At 62.0% G+C, this 23681-nt stretch carries 22 protein-coding genes and 1 riboswitch; of the genes, 11 read left to right on the plus strand and 11 right to left on the minus strand.

What is annotated here, in order from left to right:
- Positions 1 to 60: 60 nt before the first annotated feature.
- The 5 genes from AC3B5Q_RS23625 to tkt all read right to left on the minus strand — a co-directional run bounded on the left by AC3B5Q_RS23625 (position 61) and on the right by tkt (position 5106).
- Positions 61 to 390 (minus strand): MliC family protein, encoded by a 330-nt coding sequence (locus tag AC3B5Q_RS23625; RefSeq protein WP_021783782.1) that lies wholly within the window; start codon positions 388 to 390, stop codon positions 61 to 63.
- A gap of 78 nt (positions 391 to 468) precedes the next feature.
- Positions 469 to 720 (minus strand): hypothetical protein, encoded by a 252-nt coding sequence (locus tag AC3B5Q_RS23630; RefSeq protein ID WP_021783781.1) that lies wholly within the window; start codon positions 718 to 720, stop codon positions 469 to 471.
- Entirely contained in the window at positions 720 to 1883 is a 1164-nt protein-coding gene (locus tag AC3B5Q_RS23635) for a phosphoglycerate kinase (protein ID WP_488392760.1), read from the minus strand. Before AC3B5Q_RS23635 ends, AC3B5Q_RS23630 begins: the two co-directional genes overlap by 1 nt.
- A gap of 12 nt (positions 1884 to 1895) precedes the next feature.
- Positions 1896 to 2957 (minus strand): erythrose-4-phosphate dehydrogenase, encoded by a 1062-nt coding sequence (gene epd / locus AC3B5Q_RS23640; protein WP_021783779.1) that lies wholly within the window; start codon positions 2955 to 2957, stop codon positions 1896 to 1898.
- Positions 2958 to 3108: 151 nt separating this feature from the next.
- Positions 3109 to 5106 (minus strand): transketolase, encoded by a 1998-nt coding sequence (gene tkt, locus AC3B5Q_RS23645; RefSeq protein WP_488392761.1) that lies wholly within the window; start codon positions 5104 to 5106, stop codon positions 3109 to 3111.
- A 251-nt stretch (positions 5107 to 5357) separates the two neighbouring features.
- Between tkt and AC3B5Q_RS23650 the strand changes: the two genes are divergently transcribed.
- The 4 genes from AC3B5Q_RS23650 (at position 5358) to AC3B5Q_RS23665 (ending at position 10023) form a co-directional block, all read left to right on the plus strand.
- On the plus strand, positions 5358 to 6350 hold the full coding sequence (locus tag AC3B5Q_RS23650; protein WP_101196358.1) for an ArsR/SmtB family transcription factor: 993 nt from the start codon (positions 5358 to 5360) through the stop codon (positions 6348 to 6350).
- 18 nt (positions 6351 to 6368) lie between these two features.
- Positions 6369 to 7559 carry a methionine adenosyltransferase gene (gene metK / locus AC3B5Q_RS23655; RefSeq protein WP_003249375.1) on the plus strand — a complete coding sequence of 397 codons (1191 nt, stop codon included), beginning with the start codon at positions 6369 to 6371 and terminating at the stop codon, positions 7557 to 7559.
- 238 nt (positions 7560 to 7797) lie between these two features.
- On the plus strand, positions 7798 to 9498 hold the full coding sequence (gene ligB / locus AC3B5Q_RS23660) for an NAD-dependent DNA ligase LigB (RefSeq protein ID WP_488392762.1): 1701 nt from the start codon (positions 7798 to 7800) through the stop codon (positions 9496 to 9498).
- Positions 9499 to 9630: 132 nt separating this feature from the next.
- Positions 9631 to 10023, plus strand: a complete 393-nt coding sequence (locus AC3B5Q_RS23665; RefSeq protein ID WP_084850245.1) for a DUF1090 domain-containing protein — start codon at positions 9631 to 9633, stop codon at positions 10021 to 10023.
- Positions 10024 to 10148: 125 nt separating this feature from the next.
- On the opposite strand, the gene AC3B5Q_RS23670 is transcribed toward AC3B5Q_RS23665, so the two are convergent.
- On the minus strand, positions 10149 to 10607 hold the full coding sequence (locus AC3B5Q_RS23670; RefSeq protein WP_021783774.1) for a c-type cytochrome: 459 nt from the start codon (positions 10605 to 10607) through the stop codon (positions 10149 to 10151).
- 119 nt (positions 10608 to 10726) lie between these two features.
- On the opposite strand from AC3B5Q_RS23670, the gene mltA reads away from it, so the two are divergent.
- Entirely contained in the window at positions 10727 to 11878 is a 1152-nt protein-coding gene (gene mltA / locus AC3B5Q_RS23675) for a murein transglycosylase A (protein WP_101196361.1), read from the plus strand.
- Between the two features lie 111 nt (positions 11879 to 11989).
- Here the strand turns inward: mltA and AC3B5Q_RS23680 are convergent, their stop codons facing one another.
- Together AC3B5Q_RS23680 and AC3B5Q_RS23685 are read right to left on the minus strand one after the other, a co-directional pair.
- Entirely contained in the window at positions 11990 to 12376 is a 387-nt protein-coding gene (locus tag AC3B5Q_RS23680) for an MAPEG family protein (protein WP_101196362.1), read from the minus strand.
- Between the two features lie 28 nt (positions 12377 to 12404).
- On the minus strand, positions 12405 to 13238 hold the full coding sequence (locus tag AC3B5Q_RS23685) for an EamA family transporter (protein ID WP_021783771.1): 834 nt from the start codon (positions 13236 to 13238) through the stop codon (positions 12405 to 12407).
- A gap of 282 nt (positions 13239 to 13520) precedes the next feature.
- Between AC3B5Q_RS23685 and AC3B5Q_RS23690 the strand changes: the two genes are divergently transcribed.
- Positions 13521 to 14756 (plus strand): cation:proton antiporter, encoded by a 1236-nt coding sequence (locus AC3B5Q_RS23690; RefSeq protein ID WP_021783770.1) that lies wholly within the window; start codon positions 13521 to 13523, stop codon positions 14754 to 14756.
- Positions 14757 to 14867: 111 nt separating this feature from the next.
- On the opposite strand, the gene AC3B5Q_RS23695 is transcribed toward AC3B5Q_RS23690, so the two are convergent.
- Positions 14868 to 15269: an acyl-CoA thioesterase gene (locus AC3B5Q_RS23695; protein WP_021783769.1), complete on the minus strand. Its 402-nt coding sequence runs from the start codon at positions 15267 to 15269 to the stop codon at positions 14868 to 14870.
- Between the two features lie 178 nt (positions 15270 to 15447).
- Positions 15448 to 15544, plus strand: a riboswitch (S-adenosyl-L-homocysteine riboswitch).
- A gap of 20 nt (positions 15545 to 15564) precedes the next feature.
- Here AC3B5Q_RS23695 and ahcY point away from each other — a divergent pair.
- The 5 genes from ahcY (at position 15565) to rhlE2 (ending at position 22224) form a co-directional block, all read left to right on the plus strand.
- Positions 15565 to 16974, plus strand: a complete 1410-nt coding sequence (ahcY, locus tag AC3B5Q_RS23700) for an adenosylhomocysteinase (RefSeq protein ID WP_021783768.1) — start codon at positions 15565 to 15567, stop codon at positions 16972 to 16974.
- Between the two features lie 165 nt (positions 16975 to 17139).
- Positions 17140 to 17985, plus strand: coding sequence for a methylenetetrahydrofolate reductase [NAD(P)H] (gene metF / locus AC3B5Q_RS23705; protein WP_021783767.1), 846 nt, complete (start codon positions 17140 to 17142; stop codon positions 17983 to 17985).
- Positions 17986 to 18078: 93 nt separating this feature from the next.
- A complete protein-coding gene (locus AC3B5Q_RS23710; RefSeq protein ID WP_274103390.1) occupies positions 18079 to 19155 on the plus strand; it encodes a hypothetical protein in 1077 nt (358 codons plus the stop codon).
- A gap of 169 nt (positions 19156 to 19324) precedes the next feature.
- Positions 19325 to 20113, plus strand: a complete 789-nt coding sequence (locus tag AC3B5Q_RS23715) for a substrate-binding periplasmic protein (RefSeq protein ID WP_021783765.1) — start codon at positions 19325 to 19327, stop codon at positions 20111 to 20113.
- Between the two features lie 218 nt (positions 20114 to 20331).
- Positions 20332 to 22224: an RNA helicase RhlE2 gene (gene rhlE2 / locus AC3B5Q_RS23720; protein ID WP_101196365.1), complete on the plus strand. Its 1893-nt coding sequence runs from the start codon at positions 20332 to 20334 to the stop codon at positions 22222 to 22224.
- 140 nt (positions 22225 to 22364) lie between these two features.
- Here the strand turns inward: rhlE2 and AC3B5Q_RS23725 are convergent, their stop codons facing one another.
- Together AC3B5Q_RS23725 and AC3B5Q_RS23730 are read right to left on the minus strand one after the other, a co-directional pair.
- The gene (locus AC3B5Q_RS23725) at positions 22365 to 22943 is read right to left on the minus strand and encodes a YceI family protein (protein WP_003249350.1); all 579 of its coding nucleotides are present in this window, start codon (positions 22941 to 22943) and stop codon (positions 22365 to 22367) included.
- Between the two features lie 32 nt (positions 22944 to 22975).
- Complete coding sequence (locus AC3B5Q_RS23730; RefSeq protein WP_274103393.1) at positions 22976 to 23527, minus strand: cytochrome b; 552 nt, start codon at positions 23525 to 23527, stop codon at positions 22976 to 22978.
- Positions 23528 to 23681: the final 154 nt, after the last annotated feature.

Here is a 23681-nt window from a genome sequence, read left to right on the forward strand (position 1 = left end):
AGCCTGCCGCAGGGGCGGTTGCTGTTCAAGTAGTGTGGGCCACCCTCGCGGCCCGGCCAGTCACGGTGCCTTGCAACCCCGCCCAATCAGATCGTTGGTTGCCACCCAGTACACCAGGCCTTCTTCGCCCTTGGTGTGGAAGGCCAGCATGCCATCGCTGTAAAGCGCACCCGAAGCACCCGGTTCAGCCTTGAGCCGATAGACCTGATCACCGCCGCCAAGGCGTACATCAACCTGGTCGCGTTGGGCATCGGCAAAGCGCCAAAGCACCTCAACCTGAGTGTCGCAGACCCAACGGGTCCAGTTGTCTGCCGGGGCGGGTTGCGCCGGCTGCAGCAGTGAGCATCCTGCCAGTGTCGCCAAGGCCGACACGGCCAAAAGCGCTTTCATTCAGTTTCCTCGATTTGAGGCTGCTGTGCAGCCCTTCTTCAAGACCACAAATCAACCTTCAGGTTGCCTATTACCCGATCAAGGGCAACCCGGCGCCTTGCGCTGGTGGTCTTCGTCGTACTTTTCCAGGCCTTCCGGGCCCACGCGCTTGCTGATGACCGGCACAGTCTCGGCCTGCCATTCGGACTGGTAGCAACCGCCCTTGTGCGATCGCGCCGGGTCGGCATCCGAGGCCGGGCTGCCAGCACAAGCGCTCAGCAGACCGGCCAGCATCATCACAGGCAATTGCTTGACCACCAGGCCACTCCCTTTGCCAAGCGCCGACGTCATCAGGCTTTGGCCCGCTCTTCCAGGATTGCGACAGCTGGCAGGACCTTGCCCTCGACGAACTCGAGGAAGGCGCCACCACCGGTAGAAATGTAGGAGATTTCCTTGCTGACGCCATATTTGTCGATGGCTGCCAGGGTGTCACCGCCACCGGCGATGGAGAACGCGGCGCTTTCAGCGATGGCCTTGGCCAGTACCTTGGTGCCGTTGCCGAACTGATCGAATTCGAATACGCCCACCGGACCGTTCCACAGAATGGTTTTCGACGACTTCAGCAGCTCGGCGAAGTTGGCCGCGGTTTGCGGGCCGATATCCAGGATCATGTCGTCGGCAGCTACGTCGGCAATGGCTTTGACGGTAGCTTCGGCGCTCTCGGCGAACTCTTTGGCAACCACCACGTCGACTGGCAGCGGTACGCTGACCTTGGCGGCAATGGCCTTGGCGGTGTCGACCAGGTCAGGCTCGTACAGCGACTTGCCGACCGGGTGGCCAGCAGCGGCCAGGAAGGTGTTGGCAATACCGCCGCCAACGATCAACTGGTCGCAAACACTGCTCAGGTTGTTCAGCACGTCCAGCTTGGTGGATACCTTGGAGCCGGCAACGATTGCCGCCATTGGCTTGGCCGGGGCCTTCAGGGCCTTGCCCAGGGCATCCAGTTCGGCTGCCAGCAGCGGGCCGGCAGCGGCAACCTTGGCGAACTTGGCGACGCCATGGGTCGAACCTTCGGCGCGGTGTGCGGTGCCGAAAGCGTCCATGACGAATACGTCGCACAGCGCAGCGTATTTCTGCGCCAGCTCGTCGGCGTTCTTTTTCTCGCCCTTGTTGAAGCGCACGTTCTCGAACAGCACCAGATCACCGGCCTGTACCGCGACACCGTCCAGGTAGTCGGCAACCAGCGGCACGTCACGACCCAGGGCCTTGCTCAGGTAATCGGCGACCGGCTTGAGGCTGTTCTCGGCAGAAAATTCGCCTTCGGTCGGGCGGCCCAGGTGTGAGCAGACCATTACCGCTGCGCCCTTCTCCAGGGCCAGCTTGATGGTCGGCAGCGCTGCCAGGATACGTGCGTCGCTGGCTACCACACCGTCCTTCACAGGCACGTTGAGGTCTTCGCGGATCAGTACGCGCTTACCTTGCAGATCGAGGTCGGTCATCTTCAACACGGTCATGAATGCAGTCCTTCAGGGCTGTTTGTTGCGGGTTGGGTGAACGACGTGCAAAAAGTGTTCGGCAACGTCGAGCATACGGTTGGCAAAACCCCATTCGTTGTCGAACCAGGCCAGCAGGTTTACCAGGCGGGGGCCGGAAACACGAGTCTGGCTGGCATCGACGATCGCAGAATGCGGGTCGTGGTTGAAATCACAGCTGGCGTGCGGCAACTCGGTGTAGGCCAGCAAGCCTTTAAGCGGGCCGTCCAGCGCGGCCTCGCGCAGCACTCGGTTGACTTCGGCCGCAGTGGTGTCGCGGGCGGTCTGCAGAGTGATGTCCAGGCACGAGACGTTGACGGTCGGTACACGTACCGCTTTGGCCTGGATTCGCCCGGCAAGTTCCGGAAGCAGGCGCTCGATGCCACGCGCCAGGCCAGTGGACACGGGAATCACCGACTGGAAGGCCGAACGCGTGCGGCGCAGGTCTTCGTGGTGATAGGCATCGATCACCGGCTGGTCGTTCATCGCCGAGTGGATGGTGGTGATCTGCACATATTCGATGCCGAACGCCTGGTCCAGCACACGCAGCAGCGGCACACCGCAATTGGTGGTGCACGAAGCGTTGGACACCAGGCGCTCGCTGCCGGTAAGGCAGGCCTGGTTGATGCCGTAGACCACCGTGGCGTCAACGTCGGCCTCACTGGCCATGGGCTGCGAGAACAGCACCCTTGGCGCACCGGCGTCGAGAAAACGCTGGCCATCGGCACGGGTGTTATAGGCACCGGAACACTCCAGCACCAGGTCGATGCCCAACGCAGCCCAGTCAATGCCTTCGGGGGTGGCACTGCGCATAACCTTCACGCAGTCGCCATTGATATGCAGACAGTCGCCGTCGACCTTGACCTCGCCGGGAAAACGCCCGTGGGTGGAGTCGAAGCGTGTCAGGTATTCCAGGCTGGCCTGATCGGCCAGATCGTTCAGCGCGACGATCTCGAAACCGGCCTTTGCCCCCCGCTCGAACAGCGCGCGCAGGACACAGCGGCCGATACGGCCATAACCGTTGAGTGCAACTTTGTAGGGACGCAGGTGGGGCATTCGGGGCTCACGAGACAGTTCGTTTGTCGTCAGCCTGCGGAATTTGCGGTGTGGCATTCGCGGGCAAGCCCGCTCCCACAGGGTTTCATGCAACCTCTGTGGGAGCGGGCTTGCCCGCGAATGAAGGCGACACCGCCCGCAGATCTTTAAATCAGTCTTCCAGCAGCTCTTCGGCTGTACCGAGGATGTTCTCCAGGGTGAAACCGAACTCTTCGAACAGTGCCGAAGCCGGCGCCGACTCACCGTAAGTGGTCATGCCGATGATACGACCTTCCAGGCCAACGTACTTGTACCAGAAGTCGGCGTGGGCAGCTTCGATGGCGATGCGCGCACCGACTTCCAGCGGCAGCACGGACTGCTTGTAGGCAGCGTCCTGGGCATCGAACACGCTGGTGCACGGCATGGAAACCACACGCACCTTGCGGCCTTGCTCGGTCAGCTTGTCGAAGGCCTGAACAGCCAGGCCCACTTCGGAACCGGTGGCGATCAGGATCAGCTCCGGCTCGCCGGTGCAGTCCTTGAGCACATAGCCACCACGGCTGATGTCGGCGATCTGCTGGGCATTACGCGCCTGGTGCTGCAGGTTCTGACGCGAGAAGATAAGCGCCGAAGGGCCATCCTTGCGCTCCAGGGCGTTTTTCCAGGACACGGCGGATTCCACTGCGTCGGCCGGGCGCCAGGTGTCCAGGTTCGGCGTGCTGCGCAGGCTGGTCAGCTGCTCGATTGGCTGGTGAGTCGGGCCGTCTTCGCCCAGACCGATGGAGTCGTGGGTGTACACGTGAATCACGCGCTGCTTCATCAGGGCCGACATGCGCACGGCGTTGCGGGCGTATTCCATGAACATCAGGAAGGTCGCGCCGTAAGGCACCAGGCCACCGTGCAGGGCAACGCCGTTCATGATGGCGGTCATGCCGAACTCGCGCACGCCGTAGAACACGTAGTTGCCGCTGGCATCATTGGCTTCGACGCCCTTGCAACCTTTCCACAGGGTCAGGTTGGAGCCGGCCAGGTCCGCCGAACCACCGAGGAACTCCGGCAGCAGCGGGCCAAAGGCGTTCAGGGCGTTCTGGCTGGCCTTGCGGCTGGCGATGGTTTCGCCTTTGGCAGCCACTTCGTTGATGTAGGCCTGGGCCTTCTCGCTGAAGTCGGCCGGCAGCTCGCCGCTGTCACGGCGCTTGAACTCGGCAGCCAGCTCCGGGTAGGCCTTGGCGTAGGCGTCGAAACGCTGGTTCCACTCGGCTTCGGCCTTGGCGCCAGCGGCCTTGGCATCCCACTCGGCATAAATGTCGGCAGGGATTTCGAACGGGCCGTAGTTCCAGTTCAGTTCTTTACGGGCCAAGGCGATTTCGTCGTTGCCCAGCGGTGCACCGTGGCAATCTTCCTTGCCCTGCTTGTTCGGCGAGCCGAAACCAATGATGGTCTTGCAGCAGATCAGGGTCGGGCGATCGCTCTTGCGGGCGGTCTCGATGGCCATCTTGATTTCTTCGGCATCGTGGCCGTCGACGTTGCGGATCACCTGCCAGTTGTAGGCTTCGAAGCGCGCCGGGGTGTTGTCGGTGAACCAGCCGTGCACTTCGCCGTCGATGGAGATGCCATTGTCATCGTAGAAGGCGATCAGCTTGTTCAGGCCCAGAGTGCCTGCCAGCGAGGCGACTTCATGGGAGATGCCTTCCATCATGCAGCCATCGCCGAGGAACACATAGGTGTTGTGGTCGACGATGGTGTGGCCGTCACGGTTGAACTGGGCAGCCAGCACTTTTTCGGCCAGGGCGAAGCCCACGGCGTTGGCGATCCCTTGGCCGAGCGGGCCGGTGGTGGTTTCCACGCCTGGGGTGTAGCCGTATTCCGGGTGGCCCGGGGTGCGGCTGTGCAGTTGGCGGAAGCCTTTGATGTCATCGATGGTGACGTCGTAACCGGTCAGGTGCAGCAGCGAGTAGATCAGCATCGAACCGTGGCCGTTGGACAGCACGAAGCGGTCACGGTCGGCGAAGCTCGGGTTGCTCGGGTTGTGCTTCAGGTAGTCGCGCCAAAGCACTTCGGCGATATCCGCCATGCCCATGGGGGCACCTGGGTGGCCGCTGTTGGCCTTTTGCACGGCATCCATGCTGAGGGCACGAATGGCGTTGGCACGTTCACGACGGCTGGGCATCGCTGATCTCCTAGGGGGCTTGAAGAGGTGGTGTCACGAAAAAGGCGGCCATTTTCGCCCACTGGGGGCGCTTGGGGCAAACATTTAAGCGCCAAGCGCAAGCTTTAAGCTGCAAGTGAAGAAGCAGAGCACGGTTCGGACCGCTCCAAAGCCTGTTGCTTGAAGCTTTCGGCCTGCAGCTCATCGCCAATATCAAAACTTTTTGATATTGGCCTTGCTCGGGCATCAATGCCTGTCTAGACTGCCGCCCCATGAATCTCCGTGCGCAATCGATCCCCGAGCAACGCGAAACATTGGCCGCCCTGTGCAAAGCCAGTGGCGATGCGTTGCGCCTGAACGTATTGCGCGCCCTGGCCAACGACTCGTTCGGCGTGCTGGAACTGGCGCAGATCTTCGACATCGGCCAGTCGGGCATGAGCCACCACCTTAAGGTGCTGGCGCAGGCCGACCTCGTGGCAACCCGCCGCGAAGGCAACGCCATCTTCTACCGCCGTGCCCTGCCCGATGGCCTGCGCCTGGGTGGCCGGCTGCATGCTGCGCTGCTCGAAGAAGTCGACGACCTGGCCCTGCCGTCCGATGTGCAGGCGCGCATCGCCCAGGTGCAACTGCGCCGGGCAGCCACCAGCCAGGACTTCTTCCTGCGTGTGGAAGAGAAGTTCCGTGCCCAGCAAGACCTGATCGCCGGCCTTCCGCAGTACCGCGAAAGCCTGCTGGCGCTGCTCGACAAACTGCATTTCGACCCGGCTGCCAGTGCGCTGGAAGTCGGGCCTGGCGACGGTGGTTTCCTGCCCGACCTGGCCCGGCGCTTCGCCCAGGTCACCGCCCTGGACAACAGCCCTACCATGCTCGAGCTTGCGCGGCAGGTGTGCCAACGCGAAGGGCTCGACAACGTGAACCTGCAGTTGGCCGATGCACTGGGTGCAACGGATGTGGCCGCCGACTGCGTTGTGCTGAACATGGTGCTGCACCATTTCAGCGACCCGGCCCTGGCTTTGCGCCAGCTGGCCAAACGGGTAAAGGCAGGCGGCAGCCTGCTGGTCACCGAACTGTGCAGCCATGACCAGGGGTGGGCGCGCGAAGCCTGCGGCGACCTCTGGCTGGGCTTCGAACAGGACGACCTGGCGCGCTGGGCCAACGATGCCGGGCTGGCCCATGCGGACAGCCTGTACGTGGGCCTGCGTAACGGTTTCCAGATCCAGGTCCGCCATTTCCAGCGGACGGCTGGCGACATACACCATCGGTAAATTTCAGGAACCTTCGAGATGAGCGAATACTCCCTTTTCACCTCCGAGTCCGTGTCCGAAGGGCATCCGGACAAGATCGCCGACCAGATTTCGGACGCTGTCCTTGATGCCATCATCGCCCAGGACAAATACGCCCGCGTAGCCTGCGAAACCCTGGTCAAGACCGGTGTCGCCATCATCGCCGGCGAAGTCACTACGTCGGCCTGGGTCGACCTGGAAGACCTGGTGCGCAAAGTCATCATCGACATCGGCTACAACAGTTCCGACGTTGGCTTCGACGGCGCCACCTGCGCCGTGATGAACATCATCGGCAAACAGTCGGTAGACATCGCCCAGGGCGTGGACCGCTCCAAGCCGGAAGACCAGGGCGCCGGTGACCAGGGCCTGATGTTCGGCTATGCCAGCAACGAAACCGAAGTCCTGATGCCTGCACCGATCTGCTTCTCGCACCGTCTGGTAGAACGCCAGGCCGAGGCGCGCAAGTCCGGCCTACTGCCATGGCTGCGCCCGGATGCCAAGTCGCAGGTCACCTGCCGCTACGAGAACGGCAAAGTGGTCGGTATCGACGCCGTGGTGCTGTCGACCCAGCACAACCCGGAGGTTTCGCAGAAAGACCTGCAAGAAGCCGTGATGGAGCTGATCGTCAAGCACACCCTGCCAGCCGAACTGCTGCACAAAGGCACCCAGTACCACATCAACCCGACCGGCAACTTCATCATCGGTGGCCCGGTGGGTGACTGCGGCCTGACCGGCCGCAAGATCATCGTCGACTCCTACGGCGGCATGGCCCGCCACGGTGGTGGCGCGTTCTCCGGCAAGGACCCGTCCAAGGTCGACCGTTCCGCCGCCTACGCCGGCCGCTACGTGGCCAAGAACATCGTCGCCGCCGGCCTGGCCGAGCGTTGCGAGATCCAGGTGTCGTACGCCATTGGCGTGGCTCAGCCAACGTCCATCTCGATCAACACCTTCGGCACCGGCAAGGTCTCCGACGACAAGATCATCCAGCTGGTGCGCGAGTGCTTCGACCTGCGTCCGTACGCCATCACCACCATGCTCGACCTGCTGCACCCGATGTATCAGGAAACCGCTGCCTACGGCCACTTCGGCCGCACCCCGCAGCAGAAGACTGTCGGCGACGACACCTTCACCACCTTCACCTGGGAGCGCACCGACCGCGCCCAGTCGCTGCGTGACGCTGCCGGCCTGTAAATTTTCCTGCAGCGCTGGACGAAAGCCCCTGCCGAGTGACCGGCAGGGGCTTTTTTGTACCTGTCACGGCATTTTCATCGCCTGTGAGATCGACCGCCGCCCACGCGGCGCTGATTTCTCGCCCTAGCCCGGGGTTGAAGACGAGCACCTGCGAAATATCACCTGACAACTGCACACACCAACCGCCCCGTTACCCGCCTACGCTAAGCGCTTCCACGCCATGCAAGGATGCCAGGCCATGCAGTATCTGCTGTTATTCGCACTGCTATTTGCGCTGAACGCCCCACCGACCAGGGCTGCCTCATGCCCACACTGGACCCCGCAACAGGCCAAGGCCGAAGTTGCGCAACTGCGCGCCACGCTTGCCCGATGGGACGAGCACTATCATCGCCAAGGCATAGCCCTGGTGGCCGACGAACTGTACGACCAGAGCCGCGAGCGCCTGAATCACCTGCAGCAGTGCTTCGCAGTTGGCACCAGCCCCTCGCCCCTGGCCAGTGCTCGCGGCCCGGTCCCCCACCCCGTGCCGCATACCGGCGTCGACAAGCTGGCAGACCGCCAGGCCGTGGCGCGATGGATGGCCGGCAAGGCCGGCGTGTGGGTACAGCCCAAGGTCGACGGTGTTGCAGTTTCCCTCACTTACCAGCAGGGCCGATTGGTACAGCTGACCAGCCGGGGGGACGGTGTACATGGCCATGACTGGAGCCGACACATTGCACAACTCGGCGCTGTCACTCGGCAGTTGCCTGAGGCGGTCGACCTGCACTTGCAAGGTGAACTGTATCTGCGCCTGGACGAACATGTGCAAGCCAAGACAGGCAGCGCCAACGCCCGGGGTACCGTGGCAGGGCTGCTCGCACGCAAGCAACTGACCGGTACGCAAGGCAACGCTATCGGCCTGTTCGTGTGGGGCTGGCCGCACGGCCCCGAGCAACAGGCCGATCGCCTCACCCAGCTGGCACAACTGGGGTTCCCGGACAGCCAGCGCTACAGCATCGCCATCGACACGCTGGAGGACGCAGCACACTGGCGTGAACACTGGTACCGCTCTGCTCTGCCCTTCGCCACCGACGGGGTGATCCTGCGCCAGGGCCACCGGCCGCCGGCCGAGCGCTGGCAGGCCAAGGCACCTTACTGGATCGCGGCCTGGAAGTACCCTTATGCACAAGCCTTGGCTGAAGTACGCGAGGTGCGCTTTCGGGTCGGCCGCACTGGCAGGGTCACGCCCGTTCTGCAAGTGCAACCCGTTACCCTCGATGACCGGCGCATTACCCAAGTCAGCCTTGGGTCACTGGCGCGCTGGCAAAGCTTGGATATTCGGCCCGGCGATCAGGTGGCCATCAGCCTCGCCGGGCTGACCATTCCGCGGCTCGATCACGTCGTGCACCGCACTGTAGAGCGCCAACCGATAACCGCGCCAGCACCCGACCAGCATCACGCCCACAGCTGCTGGCAGGCCAGCGAGGGCTGTGATGAGCAGTTCATTGCCCGCCTCACCTGGCTTGGCGGCAAACAGGGCCTGGCCTTGCCGCGCACCGGGCCCGGCACATGGCGTCGGCTGGTCGAAGCGGGCCTGGTAACGTCCATGACCGATTGGCTGCAGCTCGATGCCGAGCGCCTGCAGCAGGCCCCCGGAATCAGCAGACTCACTGCAACACAGTTGCTGGGCAGTTTCGACCAAGCCCGCTCACGCCCGTTCGATCAGTGGTTGCGCGCCCTTGGCGTGCCCATTGGCAAGCATTTGCCACTGACTGGCAACTGGCAAGAGCTGGCTTCACGCAGTGCCGGGCAATGGCAAACTGTGCCCGGCATCGGCGCAAAACGCTCGCGCCAACTTGTGGAGTTCTTCACCGCCGCTGAGGTGCAAGCCATTGCCGCACAGCTGGCAGAAACCGGCATAGAAGGGTTCCTGCCCCCACCCCAGCGCATTGAGCAATGATTTTTTACCAAATAATGCGTAGGAAAAACCTGAGACTCAGGCAGAAAACTTCACCAAGGGTTTCTAAATGGGCAAAACCAAGGCAGGATTTCCACCAACTTTTGCTGCCCCGCCCCGTTCAAGAGGCTTTTCATGAAACGTATTTCGACTCTTTTCCTGCTCGCAACACTGGGTCTGGCTGCGGGCAGCGTGCAAGCTGCCCAGCCGGACCCGGGCCTGACCGGTTGCGCTGCCAAGCGTAGCGCTATCGAGAACCAGCTGAAAATTGCCCGTGACCACGGCAACAGCGACCAGGTTGCAGGGCTGGAAGAAGCCCTGCGCGGTGTGGACAACTGCACCGACGCCAGCCTGCGCAAAGAGCGTGAGCAGAAGGTGCTCGATGCGCGTCATGAAGTGGCGCAGCGGGAAAAGGACTTGAAGAAGGCCGAGAAAAAAGGCGACGCCGAGAAGATCAACAAGCGCAAGGACAAGCTGGCCGAGTCGCGTAAAGAGCTGCAGGAAGCAGTCGACGACCTCGACCGCTAAACAGACGCGGTGATTGTAGGAGCGGGCTTGCCCGCGAAGAGTGCGACGCGGGGCATGGCACCGGCTTCGCCAATGTTCGCGGGCAAGCCCGCTCCTACAAGGCCCAATGTGGCCTGCACAGCCATTCAATGATTACGAAATTCGCTATGACAGGCCTTGCACGCAGCCTCGACCTTGTCCATCGGTGCCTTCAGTTGCGCAGCATCCAGTGGCTGATTGCGGGTGACATCAACCAGTTCGCCGGTGACGCCTTCAAGCTGCCGGGCCAGGTCATGGAACCGCGCCTGGCGCTCCCACACTTCGGCGCGGGCGGCACTGTCACCACCATCGCGCACCTGTGGAAAATGCTGCCACGGCTGATGCGACAGGCTGTCCAACTTCAGCGCACCGTCAGCAAACTTAACCCCGTCAAACGGCAACCGGCCACGCAGCATGCCGCCCAGGTCTTCGCTGGTCTTGAGCATGTCCTTGAAGATCACCTTGCGTTTGCCCAGCGGCGAGTTCGGGTCAACCCGGTCACAACCAGTCAAAGCCCCTCCCAGGGCAAGTGCTGCCAGCAGAACAACGGTCAATCGCTTCAACATCACGCTCACTTCGGCCTACGCAAATGGGCGGCCAGTATCGCTGCCCCTGGGCCAAACACCAATAGCCACATAAAAGACAGGGGCGAACCTTCATGTTCGCTCATGACAGGAATGCACACATGAAATCTGCCCTGCGCCACCTGGCCTGGACACTGCCGGTACTAGCCTTGCTGGCCGGCTGCAACGGCGGCGAGAGCGCCAAGCCCGAGCCGCACGCTGTCGCCACCTATGCCCCGGCCACTTGGAAAGACTTGCCGGCCGTCAGCGATGAAGACCTGCTGGCCGGCTTTTATGCCTGGCGCAACGGCTGCGAAAAGCTCAAGCGCGACCCGGTGTGGGCCGCCACCTGCGAAGCGGCCGGTAGCGCCACAGCCAGCGCCGCCCAAGTGCGTACCTTCCTTGAGCAGAACCTGCAGGTGTACGGCCTGCGCTCTGCAGAGAACAATGCCAACGGCCTGATTACCGGCTACTACGAGCCGGTCTACCCGGGCAGCCTGAGCCCCTCGGCAACCAACCATGTGGCGGTTTACGGCATCCCTGATGACATGATCGTGGTCGACCTGGCCAGTGTGTACCCCGAACTGAAGGGCAAACGCCTGCGCGGCCGTCTTGACGGTCGAGTGCTCAAGCCCTACGACACGGCCGAAGTCATCAACCGTAACGGCGTCAAGGCACCGGTGCTGGCCTGGCTGACCGATCCGATGGACCTGCAATTCCTGCAGATCCAGGGTTCCGGCCGGGTGCAACTGGAAGACGGCCGTCAACTGCGCCTGGGCTACGCCGACCAGAACGGCCACCCCTACCGGCCGATCGGCCGCTGGTTGGTGGAACAGGGCCAACTGAAAAAAGAAGACGTGAGCATGGGCGCCATTCATGCCTGGGCCCAGGCCAACCCGCAGCGCGTACCAGAACTGCTGGCGAGCAACCCCAGCTACGTATTCTTCAGCACCCGCCCGGACAGCAACGAAGGCCCGCGCGGCTCGCTGAACGTGCCGCTTACCGCCGGCTACAGCGTGGCCATCGACCGCAAGGTGATTCCGCTGGGCAGCCTGTTGTGGCTTTCCACTACGCGCCCGGACGGCTCGCCAGTGGTGCGCCCGGTGGGTGCGCAGGACACTGGTGGGGCGATTGCGGGTGAAGTGCGTGCCGACCTGTTCTGGGGCACCGGGCCGGAAGCCGGCGAGCTGGCGGGGAACATGAAGCAGCAGGGGCAGATCTGGATGCTCTGGCCTAAAGGCCAGCCGCTACCTGAGGTACCTAAGGTACCTTGATCGGCGGTGGATTCTTCGCGGGCTTGCCCGCTCCCACAGGTACACCACAGCCCTTGAATACTGTGGTGTACCTGTGGGAGCGGGCAAGCCCGCGAAGAAGGCCACTCGGTTTCAGATGGAAACCACGAAGAACGACACGATCAACGCCAAGCCGGCAAACCACATCAACGATCGCAGGGCAGCCCAGTCGGCCAGGTAGCAGATGATGTAAAGCAAGCGGCTGGTGATATACATCACCCCCAGTACGTCCTGGGTCACCTGCTCTGCATTGCCGACGATATCCGCCACAAGCACCGCCGCAGCAAATGCCGGAAACGCTTCGTAGCCATTCTGCTGCGCAGCATGGGCACGCCTTGGCAGGCCCGACAAGGTATCGAGGAAGGCTCGCGGATCGTGATTGTCCTTGAGGCCGAAGCGGCCACTGCTCGCCTTGGCGACCAAGGCACAAAGCGGGTTCAACAGCAACGCAATCAGGATGCACCACAGGGCAACAGTCATGGACAGGACTCCTTGTTCAGTCTTCAGGTCAAAGCTTCATTACCAGCATGCCGGCCAACACCAGCCCGCAAGCTAGGAGTCTCGGCCCGCCAAAAGGTTCTTTGAGGTAGCGCATACCCAGCAGCACCACCAGGATCACGCTCAACTCCCGCAGTGCCGCCGCCTCGGCCACTGACCCCAGGTGCATGGCCCACAGCACCAGGGCATAGCTGAACAATACGCAGAACCCTACTGCCAACCCAAGGCGCCACTGGGTTCGCCAGAACAGAACGAATGGCACCCGCCGCGCTACGCCCGCCAACAACGGAAATTGCCAGGCGCTGAGCAGGGTCAGCCACACCAGGTAATCCCACGGCTTGCCCCACAGGCGCACGGCCTGGCCGTCGAACCAGGTGTAGCAACCAATGCACAGGCCAATCAAGGCAACCACCGGCAACATCGACCAAGGCAGCCGGTCACCACCCCCGCCCTGCCACAACAGGCAGGCCATGCCACAGGGGATCAACAGGATTCCGATGATCTGCTGCTGGCTCAGCGATTCTCCGGCAAAGGCCAGGGTCAGCCCCAGCACCACCAGCGGTGACAGCCCGCGCATCAGAGGATAGACCAGCCCCAGGTCGCCCACGCGGTAGGCCTGGATCAGCAGATAGCGGTACAACTGCTCAGCCAGTGCCGAGGCTACCAGCCAGGGCCAGACTTCAGCAGGCGGAACATCCACGAAGGGCACCGCCAGCACCGCGAAGGCCAGCGCTACCGTGTCCATGCTGGCAATTACCAGCAAGCGCTCGCCGCTGAATTTGATCAAGGTATTCCAGGTTGCATGCAGCAGGGCGGCAACCAGCACCAGAGATGTTGCCAACACGCCTTCTTGTCCTTATGGCTTTTCATGGCTGTGAATATATAGCGTTCAGGGGGGCTTTGTGGGAGCGGGCATGCCCGCGAAGAATGCAACTCGGTGTATGGCACCGGCTTTGCCGGTGTTCGCGGGCTCGCCCGCTCCCACAGGGTAACCAGTGCAGACTGTCACAGGAACGATTTGGACTAATTCGGTCAAACCCCGTGTCCCGAACCCCGTGCCAGGTCATCAAAGAACTGCCCGAGCCGTTCGGGTTGAGACTTGGAAGCCACTGTTACAGGATTCGGGATGCTTGAATTAGTTGCCGCGTTTATCTGCCTCACCACACTTCTGACCTATGTGAACTACCGTTTCATCGGCTTGCCCCCCGCTATCGGCGTGATGGTCACGGCGCTGCTGTTTTCCTTGTTGCTGCAGGGGCTGAGCCTTGTCGGCTTCCCTGGCCTGGAAGAACGCGTCGAAGGGCTGATGAACCAGATCGATTTCAACGACCTGCTCATGCACTGGATGCTGGCGTTCCTGCTGTTTGCCGGCGCCCTGCACGTCAACCTCAGTGATCTGCGCAGCTATCGCTGGCCCATTGGCCTGCTGGCTACCTTGGGCGTGCTGATCGCCACCGTGGTCATCGGCTACCTGTCGCATTGGGTGTTTGCCCTGTTCGGCTGGGAGGTGCCACTGATCTACTGCCTGTTGTTCGGTGCATTGATCTCACCGACCGACCCGATTGCCGTGCTCGGTGCGCTGCGTACTGCCAATGCGCCCAAACCGCTTAAAACCACCATCGTTGGCGAGTCACTATTCAACGACGGCACGGCAGTCGTGGTATTCACCGTGTTGCTGGGCATCATCCGGCTGGGTGAAACACCGAGCATGACCGACACGGCAATCCTGTTTGCCCGCGAGGCCATTGGCGGTGTGGTGTTCGGTGGCCTGATCGGCTATGCCACCTACCGCATGATCAAGAGCGTCGAGCAGTACCAGGTGGAAGTCATGCTGACCTTGGCACTGGTAATCGGTGGCTCGGCGATGTGCTACGAGCTGCATGTGTCGGCGCCGATCGCCATGGTGGTGGCCGGTCTGATCATCGGCAACCTGGGGCGCAACCTGGCGATGAATGACATGACACGCCGTTACATGGACGGTTTTTGGGAGCTGATCGATGACATGCTCAATGCCCTGCTGTTCGCATTGATCGGTCTGGAGCTGTTGCTGCTGCCGTTCAACTGGATGCACCTGGCGGCCGGCGGCGTGCTGGCGCTGGCAGTGCTGCTGTCGCGCCTGCTGACGGTGGCCCCGGCGATCGTGTTGCTGCGGCGCTGGCGTCCGGTGCCCAAAGGCACGGTGCGGGTACTGACCTGGGGAGGCCTGCGTGGCGGGGTGTCGGTGGCACTTGCGCTGTCGCTACCGCTGGGCGAGGAACGGGACCTGCTGCTATCGATCACCTACATCGTGGTGTTGTCGTCGATTCTGGTGCAGGGGTTGAGCATTGGCCGGGTGGTGCGCAAGGTCAGCGCCCAGCCTTGAGAATGCCGGGGCCGCTTTGCGGCCCATTCGCGGGTAAACCCGCTCCTACAGGATCGCGTACCCCTGTAGGAGCGGGTTTACCCGCGAAGGGCCGGCAATGGCAACCAGGGTCTATTCGACTGCCGAATCCGGGAACTGGTCCTGCACATACTTGATCTCGGTGCGCCCATGGGCCGCCGGCTGGCCGTCTTCACCCAGGTTGACGAACACCATCTTGTCGACAGTCAGAATGCTCTTGCGGGTGATCTTGTTACGCACTTCGCACTTGAGGGTGATCGAGGTGCGGCCGAACGCGGTAGCGGTGATGCCCAGCTCGATAATATCGCCCTGACGCGAAGCACTGACGAAGTTGATTTCCGACATGTACTTGGTCACCACACGCTGGTTGCCCAGCTGGACGATGGCGTAGATCGCCGCCTCTTCATCGATCCAGCGCAACAGGCTGCCACCGAACAGGGTGCCATTGGGGTTGAGGTCTTCGGGTTTAACCCACTTGCGGGTGTGAAAGTTCATCTGTACTCCTGACCTGCTTGGCTAACGTGTAGCAATGATGGCAGAGCGGCTGCCTTCGCTCCATTGAACATCGACTATCGTCGCGATTAATCGACGGAAAACCTTGGGCAAGCCGGCGGGGGCAGCTATAATCTGCGCCGTTTTACATGGTTGCCCACAGCGGTGCCATGCCCGCCACCTGTCCGAGGGGCGCTGCAGCAGGCTAGGCCTGTCAGGCTCGGATGGGGCGTTGCTCGCTCCTGCGAGCGCTTAACGCACAACGGCGCCCATTCGCACATTACGAATGGAGGCTCTCATGAGCGCTGCAAACATGCCTGCTGGTTTTACCGATTACAAAGTCGCCGACATCTCCCTGGCCGCCTGGGGCCGTCGCGAAACCATCATTGCCGAATCGGAAATGCCTGCGCTGATGGGCCTGCGTCGCAAGTACCTGGCCGAACAACCGCTCAAGGGTGCGAAGATCCTGGGCTGCATCCACATGACCATCCAGACCGCCGTGCTGATCGAAACCCTGGTTGCCCTGGGTGCCGAAGTGCGCTGGTCGTCCTGCAACATCTTCTCGACTCAAGACCAGGCCGCTGCCTCGATCGCCGCCGCCGGTATCCCGGTGTTCGCCTGGAAAGGCGAAACCGAAGAAGAGTACGAGTGGTGCCTGGAGCAGACCATCCTGAAAGATGGCCAGCCATGGGACGCCAACATGATCCTCGACGACGGTGGTGACCTGACCGAACTGCTGCACAAGAAGTACCCGCAGGTACTGGACCGTGTGCACGGCGTAACCGAAGAGACCACCACTGGCGTCCACCGTCTGCTGGACATGCTGGCCAAGGGCGAGCTGAAAGTCCCGGCGATCAACGTCAATGACTCGGTCACCAAGAGCAAGAACGACAACAAGTACGGCTGCCGTCACAGCCTGAACGACGCCATCAAGCGTGGTACCGACCACCTGCTGTCGGGCAAGCAGGCCCTGGTGATCGGCTACGGTGACGTGGGCAAGGGCTCGGCCCAGTCCCTGCGTCAGGAAGGCATGATCGTCAAGGTCTCCGAAATTGACCCGATCTGCGCCATGCAGGCCTGCATGGACGGCTTCGAGCTGGTCTCGCCGTTCATCGACGGTATCAACGACGGCACCGAAGCCAGCATCGACAAGGCTCTGCTGGGCAAGATCGACCTGATCGTGACCACCACCGGTAACGTCAACGTCTGCGACGCCAACATGCTCAAGGCCCTGAAAAAGCGTGCCGTGGTCTGCAACATCGGCCACTTCGACAACGAGATCGACACCGCCTTCATGCGTAAGAACTGGGCCTGGGAAGAGGTCAAGCCGCAGGTTCACAAGATCCACCGTACCGGCGCTGGCAGCTTCGACCCGCAGAACGACGACTACCTGATCCTGCTGGCCGAAGGCCGCCTGGTCAACCTGGGCAACGCCACTGGCCACCCAAGCCGCATCATGGACGGTTCGTTCGCCAACCAGGTTCTGGCACAGATCTTCCTGTTCGAGCAGAAGTTCGCTGACCTGCCGGCAGAAAAGAAAGCCGAGCGCCTGACCGTTGAAGTGCTGCCGAAGAAACTCGACGAAGAAGTGGCCCTGGAAATGGTCCGCGGCTTCGGCGGCGTGGTCACCCAGCTGACCAAGCAGCAAGCCGACTACATCGGCGTGACCGTCGAAGGCCCGTTCAAGCCGCACGCCTACCGCTACTAAGCGGCAAGCCTTGAGCTGCACGCTGCAAGATGAGGCAGACAGTGCCATTGCCGCTTGCAGCTCAAGCACCAACGATGTTGAACGATGCCAAGCCAGGTCGGCCATCACCGATCTGGCTTTTACTTGCAGTTTGCCGCTTGAAGCTTGCTGCTTGAGGAACGCCTGATGTCACAAGAACGCCGTTACAGTTTCGAGTTCTTCCCGACCAAGACCGACGCCGGTCACGAAAAGCTGATGGGCGTCGCCCGCCAGCTGGCCACCTATAACCCAGACTTCTTCTCCTGCACCTACGGTGCCGGTGGTTCGACCCGCGACCGCACGCTCAATACCGTGCTGCAGCTGGAAAGCGAAGTGAAAATCCCTGCCGCGCCGCACCTGTCGTGCGTGGGCGACACCAAGGCAGAATTGCGCGCCCTGCTGGCCGAGTACAAGGCCGCCGGTATCAAACGCATCGTCGCTCTGCGTGGCGACCTGCCGTCGGGCATGGGCATGGCCAGTGGTGAACTGCGCTATGCCAGTGACCTGGTCGAGTTCATCCGCCAGGAAACCGCTGATCACTTCTATCTGGAAGTGGCTGCCTACCCGGAAATGCACCCGCAGGCGCGCAACTTCGAGGCCGATCTGGCCAACTTTGTGCACAAGGTCAAGGCCGGTGCCGACAGCGCCATTACCCAGTACTTCTTCAACGCCGACAGCTACTTCTACTTCGTCGAGCGGGCACAGAAGCTGGGTGTGGACATTCCGGTGGTGCCGGGCATCATGCCAATCACCAACTACAGCAAGCTGGCCCGCTTCTCCGATGCCTGTGGCGCCGAGATCCCGCGCTGGATCCGCAAGCAACTGGAAGCCTATGCCGACGACACCGCCAGCATCCAGGCCTTCGGCGAAGAAGTGATTACCCGCATGTGCGAACAGCTGTTGCAAGGCGGCGCGCCGGGCCTGCACTTCTATACCTTGAACCAGGCTGAACCGAGCCTGGCGATCTGGAACAACCTTAAGCTGCCGCGCTGAAATCTTTTGGCAAAGTCTGTTTAAGAAATGAATAAGGCTTTGGTCATAGACTAAAGCCTTATTCATTTTCGGGTTAAACAGGTCTCGCCTGCCATGCAGCACCACCAACCTTCGCGCCCACAGCTTGTATACCTGGCTTTTGGCCCGGCAACCTACCATCAGGAAGCCTGCTTCAGCATCGTCAGCGCCCTCGCCCAGTTGGGCAGCGCAGCCGGCGAGGCGATGGACATCCAGGTCTACACGGACACTGCACAGCCCTACGCCAAGCTGCCCGTTACCGTACACCTGCTGGACGAGGCCACGCGCCAGGCATGGAACGCCCCGCACGGTTATCACTTTCGCAGCAAGCATGTGCTGTTGCGCCAGGTACTGCAGGAACACCCACTGGCAGTGCTGATCGATACAGACACCTTTTTCCGCACTTCGCCGCTGAATCTGTTCGCCCGTGTGGCGCCCAATCGCCTGCTGTGCAACGCCATCGGTGCGCGCTACGGCGCTGACCAGAAGTGCCTCTTGTACAAGAACCTGCTGGCCATTCTCGAGTCCAGGGGGCTGGCAGACTGTCAGATGCCGCTCGTCAATTCCGGCGTTATAGGCCTCACTGCCGAGGACTGCGGCACCCTCGACCGCTCCATCGCCATGATGGATGAGTTCTACCCCTTGGCTCGCGAGGCCTATACCCTTGAGGAGTTCTGCCTGGCCGTGGCGGCCTACCGCAACCTGGAGCTGGCCGAGTGTACCGATGTCATCCATCACTACTGGAGCCGCAAGGCGCAGTTCCGCGCCAAGATCCAGGCCTGGCTGCGCAAGCACGACCATGACCCACTCAGCCCCTCGGCCTTGGCCGATGTTGCGCAGGTCAACGACCAACTGCCGCGGCCACCAACCCTGCACCGCCTGGGTTACAAGGCGCTGAGCCTGACCCTGCCCAGCCACGAGCGCCAGTTCGCCCGCGAGTTGTTGTATGGCTGCTATCCCTACCCCAATGAGTTCGACCGCGCCTGCGCGTCCGCCTGGTGGGACAAGGCCCTGGAAAACCTCAACGACCGCCATGGCCACATGGAGCCCGAGCGGCTGCGTCAGTGCCTGCGCCATCCGGGGTTGCGGTTATCGCTGGGCGAGCGGCGCAAGGATATCGAGGCGCATCTGCTGCGAACCACTCAAGCCTGATGTGCCCGCAAAATTCATTGTCTTGCGCGGTTTTGTGGGAGCGGGCGTGCCCGCGAAGGGAGCGACCCGATAGTTGGCACCGGCTTTGCCGGTGTTCACGGGCACGCCCGCTCCCACATCGATCGTACATGCCTTTACCGTACACCGGCCGAGCGCGTAATCTCCGGCCATGCCACATATCGCCCGTCTGTTCTGGATCCTGCTGCTCGCCAGCCTGAGCCCGTTGGCTCTGGGCGAGCGACTGCGCCTGGTGACTGATGACTGGGCGCCCTACGTGTATCAGCATGAAGGCCAGCCACGCGGTATCGACTACGAGGTCACCACTCAGGTGTTCAAGCGCCTGGGGGTCGAGGTCGAGTTGCAGTTCCTGCCGTGGAAACGCTGTCTGGCAATGATCAAGCAAGGCTTGGCCGACGGCATCCTCGACATCTTCCAGATCGAGTCGCGCCAGCCTTACCTGGTCTATGCGCCCGAGCCCTTGTCGGAGGTCGAATTCGTCCTGTTCCAGGCTCAAGCACGCCGCCATGCCGTCACCCAGCTGAAAGACCTTTCCGGCCTTACCGTCGGCACATCGCCAGGCTATACCTATGGCGCCGCGTTCAGCGAGGCCTCTTACTTCAAGCGCGAAGCCGCACCTACCCTCGAAGCCAACTTTGGCAAGCTGATGCTGGGCCGTATCGACCTGGCGATCACCGACCGCAGGGTTGGGCACCACCTGCTTAACCAACTTGGCCTGCAGCGGCAAGTCGAGGAGTTGCCGCTGGTAATAAGCCATCAAACACAGTACCTGGGGTTAGTGCGCAAACCTGGCCGGGAAGCACTGGCACTGGCCTTTGCCGAAGAGCTGCAGCGGTTCAAGCAGGAGCCGGCCTATGCAGCGATCAGCAGCCGCTACACAAGCGACACCGGAAACATTCTCAACGCCGTTGAGCAGCAGGAAAGCAGCACAGCGCGATAGCTCTGTTATACTCGGGCCTTCCCGCCCGGCTCACGCCCGGACGCTCGGCCTCGCAACAGGCATCCCGATCGGCACCGACGCCTCTTCGCGTCCAGCCTCCGTTTCCCGGATGTGCAGTGAAAGCCCAGCTGGACCGGACGCGATCGCATCTCACCGATGCCCGTCGCGCCAGGCAGAACATCCCAACGGGCCCAGCCCACACGAGAACAGGATCGCCCATGTCCTTTGCTTCCCTCGGTCTCTCCGAGGCTCTTGTCCGCGCTATCGAGGCTGCGGGCTACACCCAGCCGACCCCCGTGCAACAGCGGGCAATTCCCGCCGTGTTGCAAGGCCGCGACCTGATGGTTGCCGCACAGACAGGGACGGGTAAAACCGGCGGCTTCGCCCTGCCGATTCTCGAGCGCCTGTTCCCGGCCGGCCATCCCGACAAATCGCAACGCCACGGCCCGCGCCAGCCTCGCGTTCTGGTCCTGACACCGACCCGCGAACTGGCAGCCCAGGTGCATGACAGTTTCAAGGTCTATGCCCGTGACCTGCCACTGGTCAGCGCCTGCATCTTTGGCGGCGTTGGCATGAACCCGCAGATTCAGGCCATTGCCAAAGGCGTTGATGTGCTGGTCGCCTGCCCAGGCCGCCTGCTCGACCTCGCCGGCCAAGGCAAGGTCGACCTGGCCCACGTGGAAATCCTGGTACTGGATGAAGCCGATCGCATGCTCGACATGGGCTTCATCCACGACGTCAAGAAGGTCCTCGCCCGCCTGCCGGCCAAGCGCCAGAACCTGCTCTTCTCGGCCACCTTCTCCAAGGACATCACCGACCTCGCCGACAAGCTCCTGCACAACCCGGAGCGCATTGAGGTCACCCCGCCGAACACCACCGTCGAGCGTATCGAGCAGCGGGTGTATCGCCTGCCAGCCAGCCACAAGCGTGCCCTGCTGGCGCACTTGATCACCCTGGGCGCCTGGGAACAGGTGCTGGTGTTCACCCGAACCAAGCATGGCGCCAACCGCCTGGCCGAGTACCTGGAAAAGCAAGGCCTGACCGCCGCCGCGATCCACGGCAACAAAAGCCAGAACGCCCGCACCAAGGCTTTGGCCGACTTCAAGGCCAACAGCGTGCGCGTACTGGTCGCCACCGACATTGCTGCCCGTGGCCTGGACATCGACCAGTTACCCCACGTTGTCAACTTCGAGCTGCCGAATGTCGAGGAAGACTACGTCCACCGCATTGGCCGTACCGGCCGTGCCGGTCGTTCGGGCGAAGCAATTTCCCTGGTCGCGCCAGATGAAGAGAAGCTGCTCAAGAGCATCGAACGGGTGACCAAGCAGCGCATCGCGGATGGCGACCTGATGGGCTTCGACGCCAGCCAGGTAGAAGCCGAGAAGCCCGAAGCACGCGAGCGCCCGCAGAACAACGGTCGCGGTGGCCGCAACCAGCAAGCCCGTGGCGAAGGTGGTAAAGACACCAACGGCGGCCGCAAGGACAAAGGCAAGGATAAAGGCAAAGCCAGGCAGCAAGCTGCGGCCAAGCCGGAAGACAAGGAAAGGAGCGGCGACAAGCAGCAGCAACCGCGCAAGCCGCGTGACAAGAAGCCACGCCAGCAGCAGGCCAGCAATAGCAGCGTGCCGAAGCCGCCGGCAGACCGCGACCCGGAAGAATTCCTGGACGACGAACTCGACAACTTCGGTAACCGCGCCGACTATGTCAGCCCGTACCAGGGCAAGAACCAGAGCCGCAACCGTCGCCCAGGTGGTGCTGGCCAAGGTCAGGGGCAAGGGAATGGCCAACGCAGCAACGCTGGCGGCCAGGGCCAAGCCCGCAATGGCGGCCAGCCACGCAGTGGTGGCGGTGCCGGCGGAGAAAAACGCCCGCCCCGCGCCAACAACGGTGGCGGTAGCCGTCGTGATGGCGGCGGTGGCCGTGGTCGCCCTGCGCGTGACGATGCTGCCCGGCAAGAGCCGGCCGTGCGCAACCCGCGTCAGCCGGAAAAACAGCCTGTGATCATTCGCAAGGAGTCCAAGCTGGACCGCTTCCCGACGCCTGAACAACTGGATGACCTGCCAAGCCGCCCACGCGGCGAGCGCCCGGCGCTGCTGACCCGCAAGGGCTGATAGAAATACCGAGGGGGCTGCTTCGCAGCCCTATCACGACATAAGGCCGCTCCTGTAGAGGATTTCTTGATCTCTGCAGGAGCGGCCTTATGTCGTGATAGGGCCGCAAAGCGGCCCCCTCGGTCTTCAGCTGGCAGAAATTACTTCTGCTTCACACCTTCAACACTGATATCCAGGTCCAGGGTCTGCGACGTAGCACCCGGGCCTTTGATGCCAAAATCGTTCAGGTTCAGCGTGGTGGTGGCATTGAAGCCAGCGCGCTCACCACCCCATGGGTCCTTGCCTTCACCGTTGAAGGTAGCCTTGAATGTCACCGGTTTGGTGACACCGTGCATGGTCAGGTCGCCAGTCACGTCAGCAGTCTTGTCGCCAGTCGACTTGACGCTGGTGGAGACGAACTTGGCGTCCGGGTACTTCTTCACATCGAGGAAGTCGGCGCTGGCGATGTGCTTGTCACGCTCGGCGTGGTTCGACCACAGGCTGGCGGTTTTCAAGTCGACGCTAATCTTGCTGGCTTCAGGCTTGGCGCTGTCCCAGCTGAAGTTGCCGTCGAAATCCTTGAAGGTACCGTGGATGAAGCTGTAGCCCAGGTGGCTGATTTTCCAGTCAACGAACGCGTGCTGGCCTTCCTTGTCGATCTTGTACTCGGCAGCCATGGCCTGGCCAGCAGAGAGCAGAGCGGTACCGAGCGCCAGAGCGGCAAAAGTCTTTTTCAACATCCTGTTCCTTCCTGTGTAATTGAGGTTGAGAGTCAAGCTTTGCGGCCCAGCATGCGAGTCAGGGTCGCGTCACGGTCGATGAAATGGTGCTTGAGCGCGGCAAGGGCATGCAGCACGGCAAAAATCACCAGCCCCCAAGCCAGCCACAAATGAACCACACCCGCCACATCTGCCTGGTCGGGCAGGTCGCTGATCAATGCCGGCACTTCGAACAGGCCAAACACCGGAATGCCGACGCCGTCGGCAGTGGAAATCAGGTAACCGGCAACCATCACTGCAAACAGCCCAAAGTACAGGACAAGATGGCCCATCTTGGCCGCCAGGCGCGTGAGCGCACCATGACTGACCGGAGCCGGTGGTGGCGGGCTGATGAAACGCCATAGCATCCGCAGCAGCATCACCGCCAGCAGCACCAGGCCGATGCTCTTGTGCAGGTCCGGGCCGGCCTTGCGCCAAGGGCTGTAGTAATCGAGGCCGACCATCCACAGGCCCAGGCCGAACAAGCCGAAGACTGCCAGTGCCACGCCCCAGTGCAGGATGATGCTGACCACGCCGTAGCGAGAAGGTGAATTGCGCAGTTGCATGTTGCGTGTTTCCCCGTGAAAGCTGTGCACAGACTAACGCGAAACTTATCGAAGAAAAGCGGAAAAAATTGCTTCGGATTATCGAGTAATCCGATATTTATTCTGTTGGCTCACCATTAAGAAAACATTAACGATAGTCGGAGAGTGAGAGTTA

Source organism: Pseudomonas sp. D5(2026) (assembly GCF_057766845.1).

Coding starts and splice junctions, on each gene's coding strand:
- AC3B5Q_RS23625 (WP_021783782.1), bottom strand. CDS start 390: ATGAAAGCGCTTTTGGCCGTGTCGGCCTTGGCGACACTGGCAGGATGC.
- AC3B5Q_RS23630 (WP_021783781.1), bottom strand. CDS start 720: ATGACGTCGGCGCTTGGCAAAGGGAGTGGCCTGGTGGTCAAGCAATTG.
- AC3B5Q_RS23635 (WP_488392760.1), bottom strand. CDS start 1,883: ATGACCGTGTTGAAGATGACCGACCTCGATCTGCAAGGTAAGCGCGTA.
- epd (WP_021783779.1), bottom strand. CDS start 2,957: ATGCCCCACCTGCGTCCCTACAAAGTTGCACTCAACGGTTATGGCCGT.
- tkt (WP_488392761.1), bottom strand. CDS start 5,106: ATGCCCAGCCGTCGTGAACGTGCCAACGCCATTCGTGCCCTCAGCATG.
- AC3B5Q_RS23650 (WP_101196358.1), top strand. CDS start 5,358: ATGAATCTCCGTGCGCAATCGATCCCCGAGCAACGCGAAACATTGGCC.
- metK (WP_003249375.1), top strand. CDS start 6,369: ATGAGCGAATACTCCCTTTTCACCTCCGAGTCCGTGTCCGAAGGGCAT.
- ligB (WP_488392762.1), top strand. CDS start 7,798: ATGCAGTATCTGCTGTTATTCGCACTGCTATTTGCGCTGAACGCCCCA.
- AC3B5Q_RS23665 (WP_084850245.1), top strand. CDS start 9,631: ATGAAACGTATTTCGACTCTTTTCCTGCTCGCAACACTGGGTCTGGCT.
- AC3B5Q_RS23670 (WP_021783774.1), bottom strand. CDS start 10,607: ATGTTGAAGCGATTGACCGTTGTTCTGCTGGCAGCACTTGCCCTGGGA.
- mltA (WP_101196361.1), top strand. CDS start 10,727: ATGAAATCTGCCCTGCGCCACCTGGCCTGGACACTGCCGGTACTAGCC.
- AC3B5Q_RS23680 (WP_101196362.1), bottom strand. CDS start 12,376: ATGACTGTTGCCCTGTGGTGCATCCTGATTGCGTTGCTGTTGAACCCG.
- AC3B5Q_RS23690 (WP_021783770.1), top strand. CDS start 13,521: ATGCTTGAATTAGTTGCCGCGTTTATCTGCCTCACCACACTTCTGACC.
- AC3B5Q_RS23695 (WP_021783769.1), bottom strand. CDS start 15,269: ATGAACTTTCACACCCGCAAGTGGGTTAAACCCGAAGACCTCAACCCC.
- ahcY (WP_021783768.1), top strand. CDS start 15,565: ATGAGCGCTGCAAACATGCCTGCTGGTTTTACCGATTACAAAGTCGCC.
- metF (WP_021783767.1), top strand. CDS start 17,140: ATGTCACAAGAACGCCGTTACAGTTTCGAGTTCTTCCCGACCAAGACC.
- AC3B5Q_RS23710 (WP_274103390.1), top strand. CDS start 18,079: ATGCAGCACCACCAACCTTCGCGCCCACAGCTTGTATACCTGGCTTTT.
- AC3B5Q_RS23715 (WP_021783765.1), top strand. CDS start 19,325: ATGCCACATATCGCCCGTCTGTTCTGGATCCTGCTGCTCGCCAGCCTG.
- rhlE2 (WP_101196365.1), top strand. CDS start 20,332: ATGTCCTTTGCTTCCCTCGGTCTCTCCGAGGCTCTTGTCCGCGCTATC.
- AC3B5Q_RS23725 (WP_003249350.1), bottom strand. CDS start 22,943: ATGTTGAAAAAGACTTTTGCCGCTCTGGCGCTCGGTACCGCTCTGCTC.
- AC3B5Q_RS23730 (WP_274103393.1), bottom strand. CDS start 23,527: ATGCAACTGCGCAATTCACCTTCTCGCTACGGCGTGGTCAGCATCATC.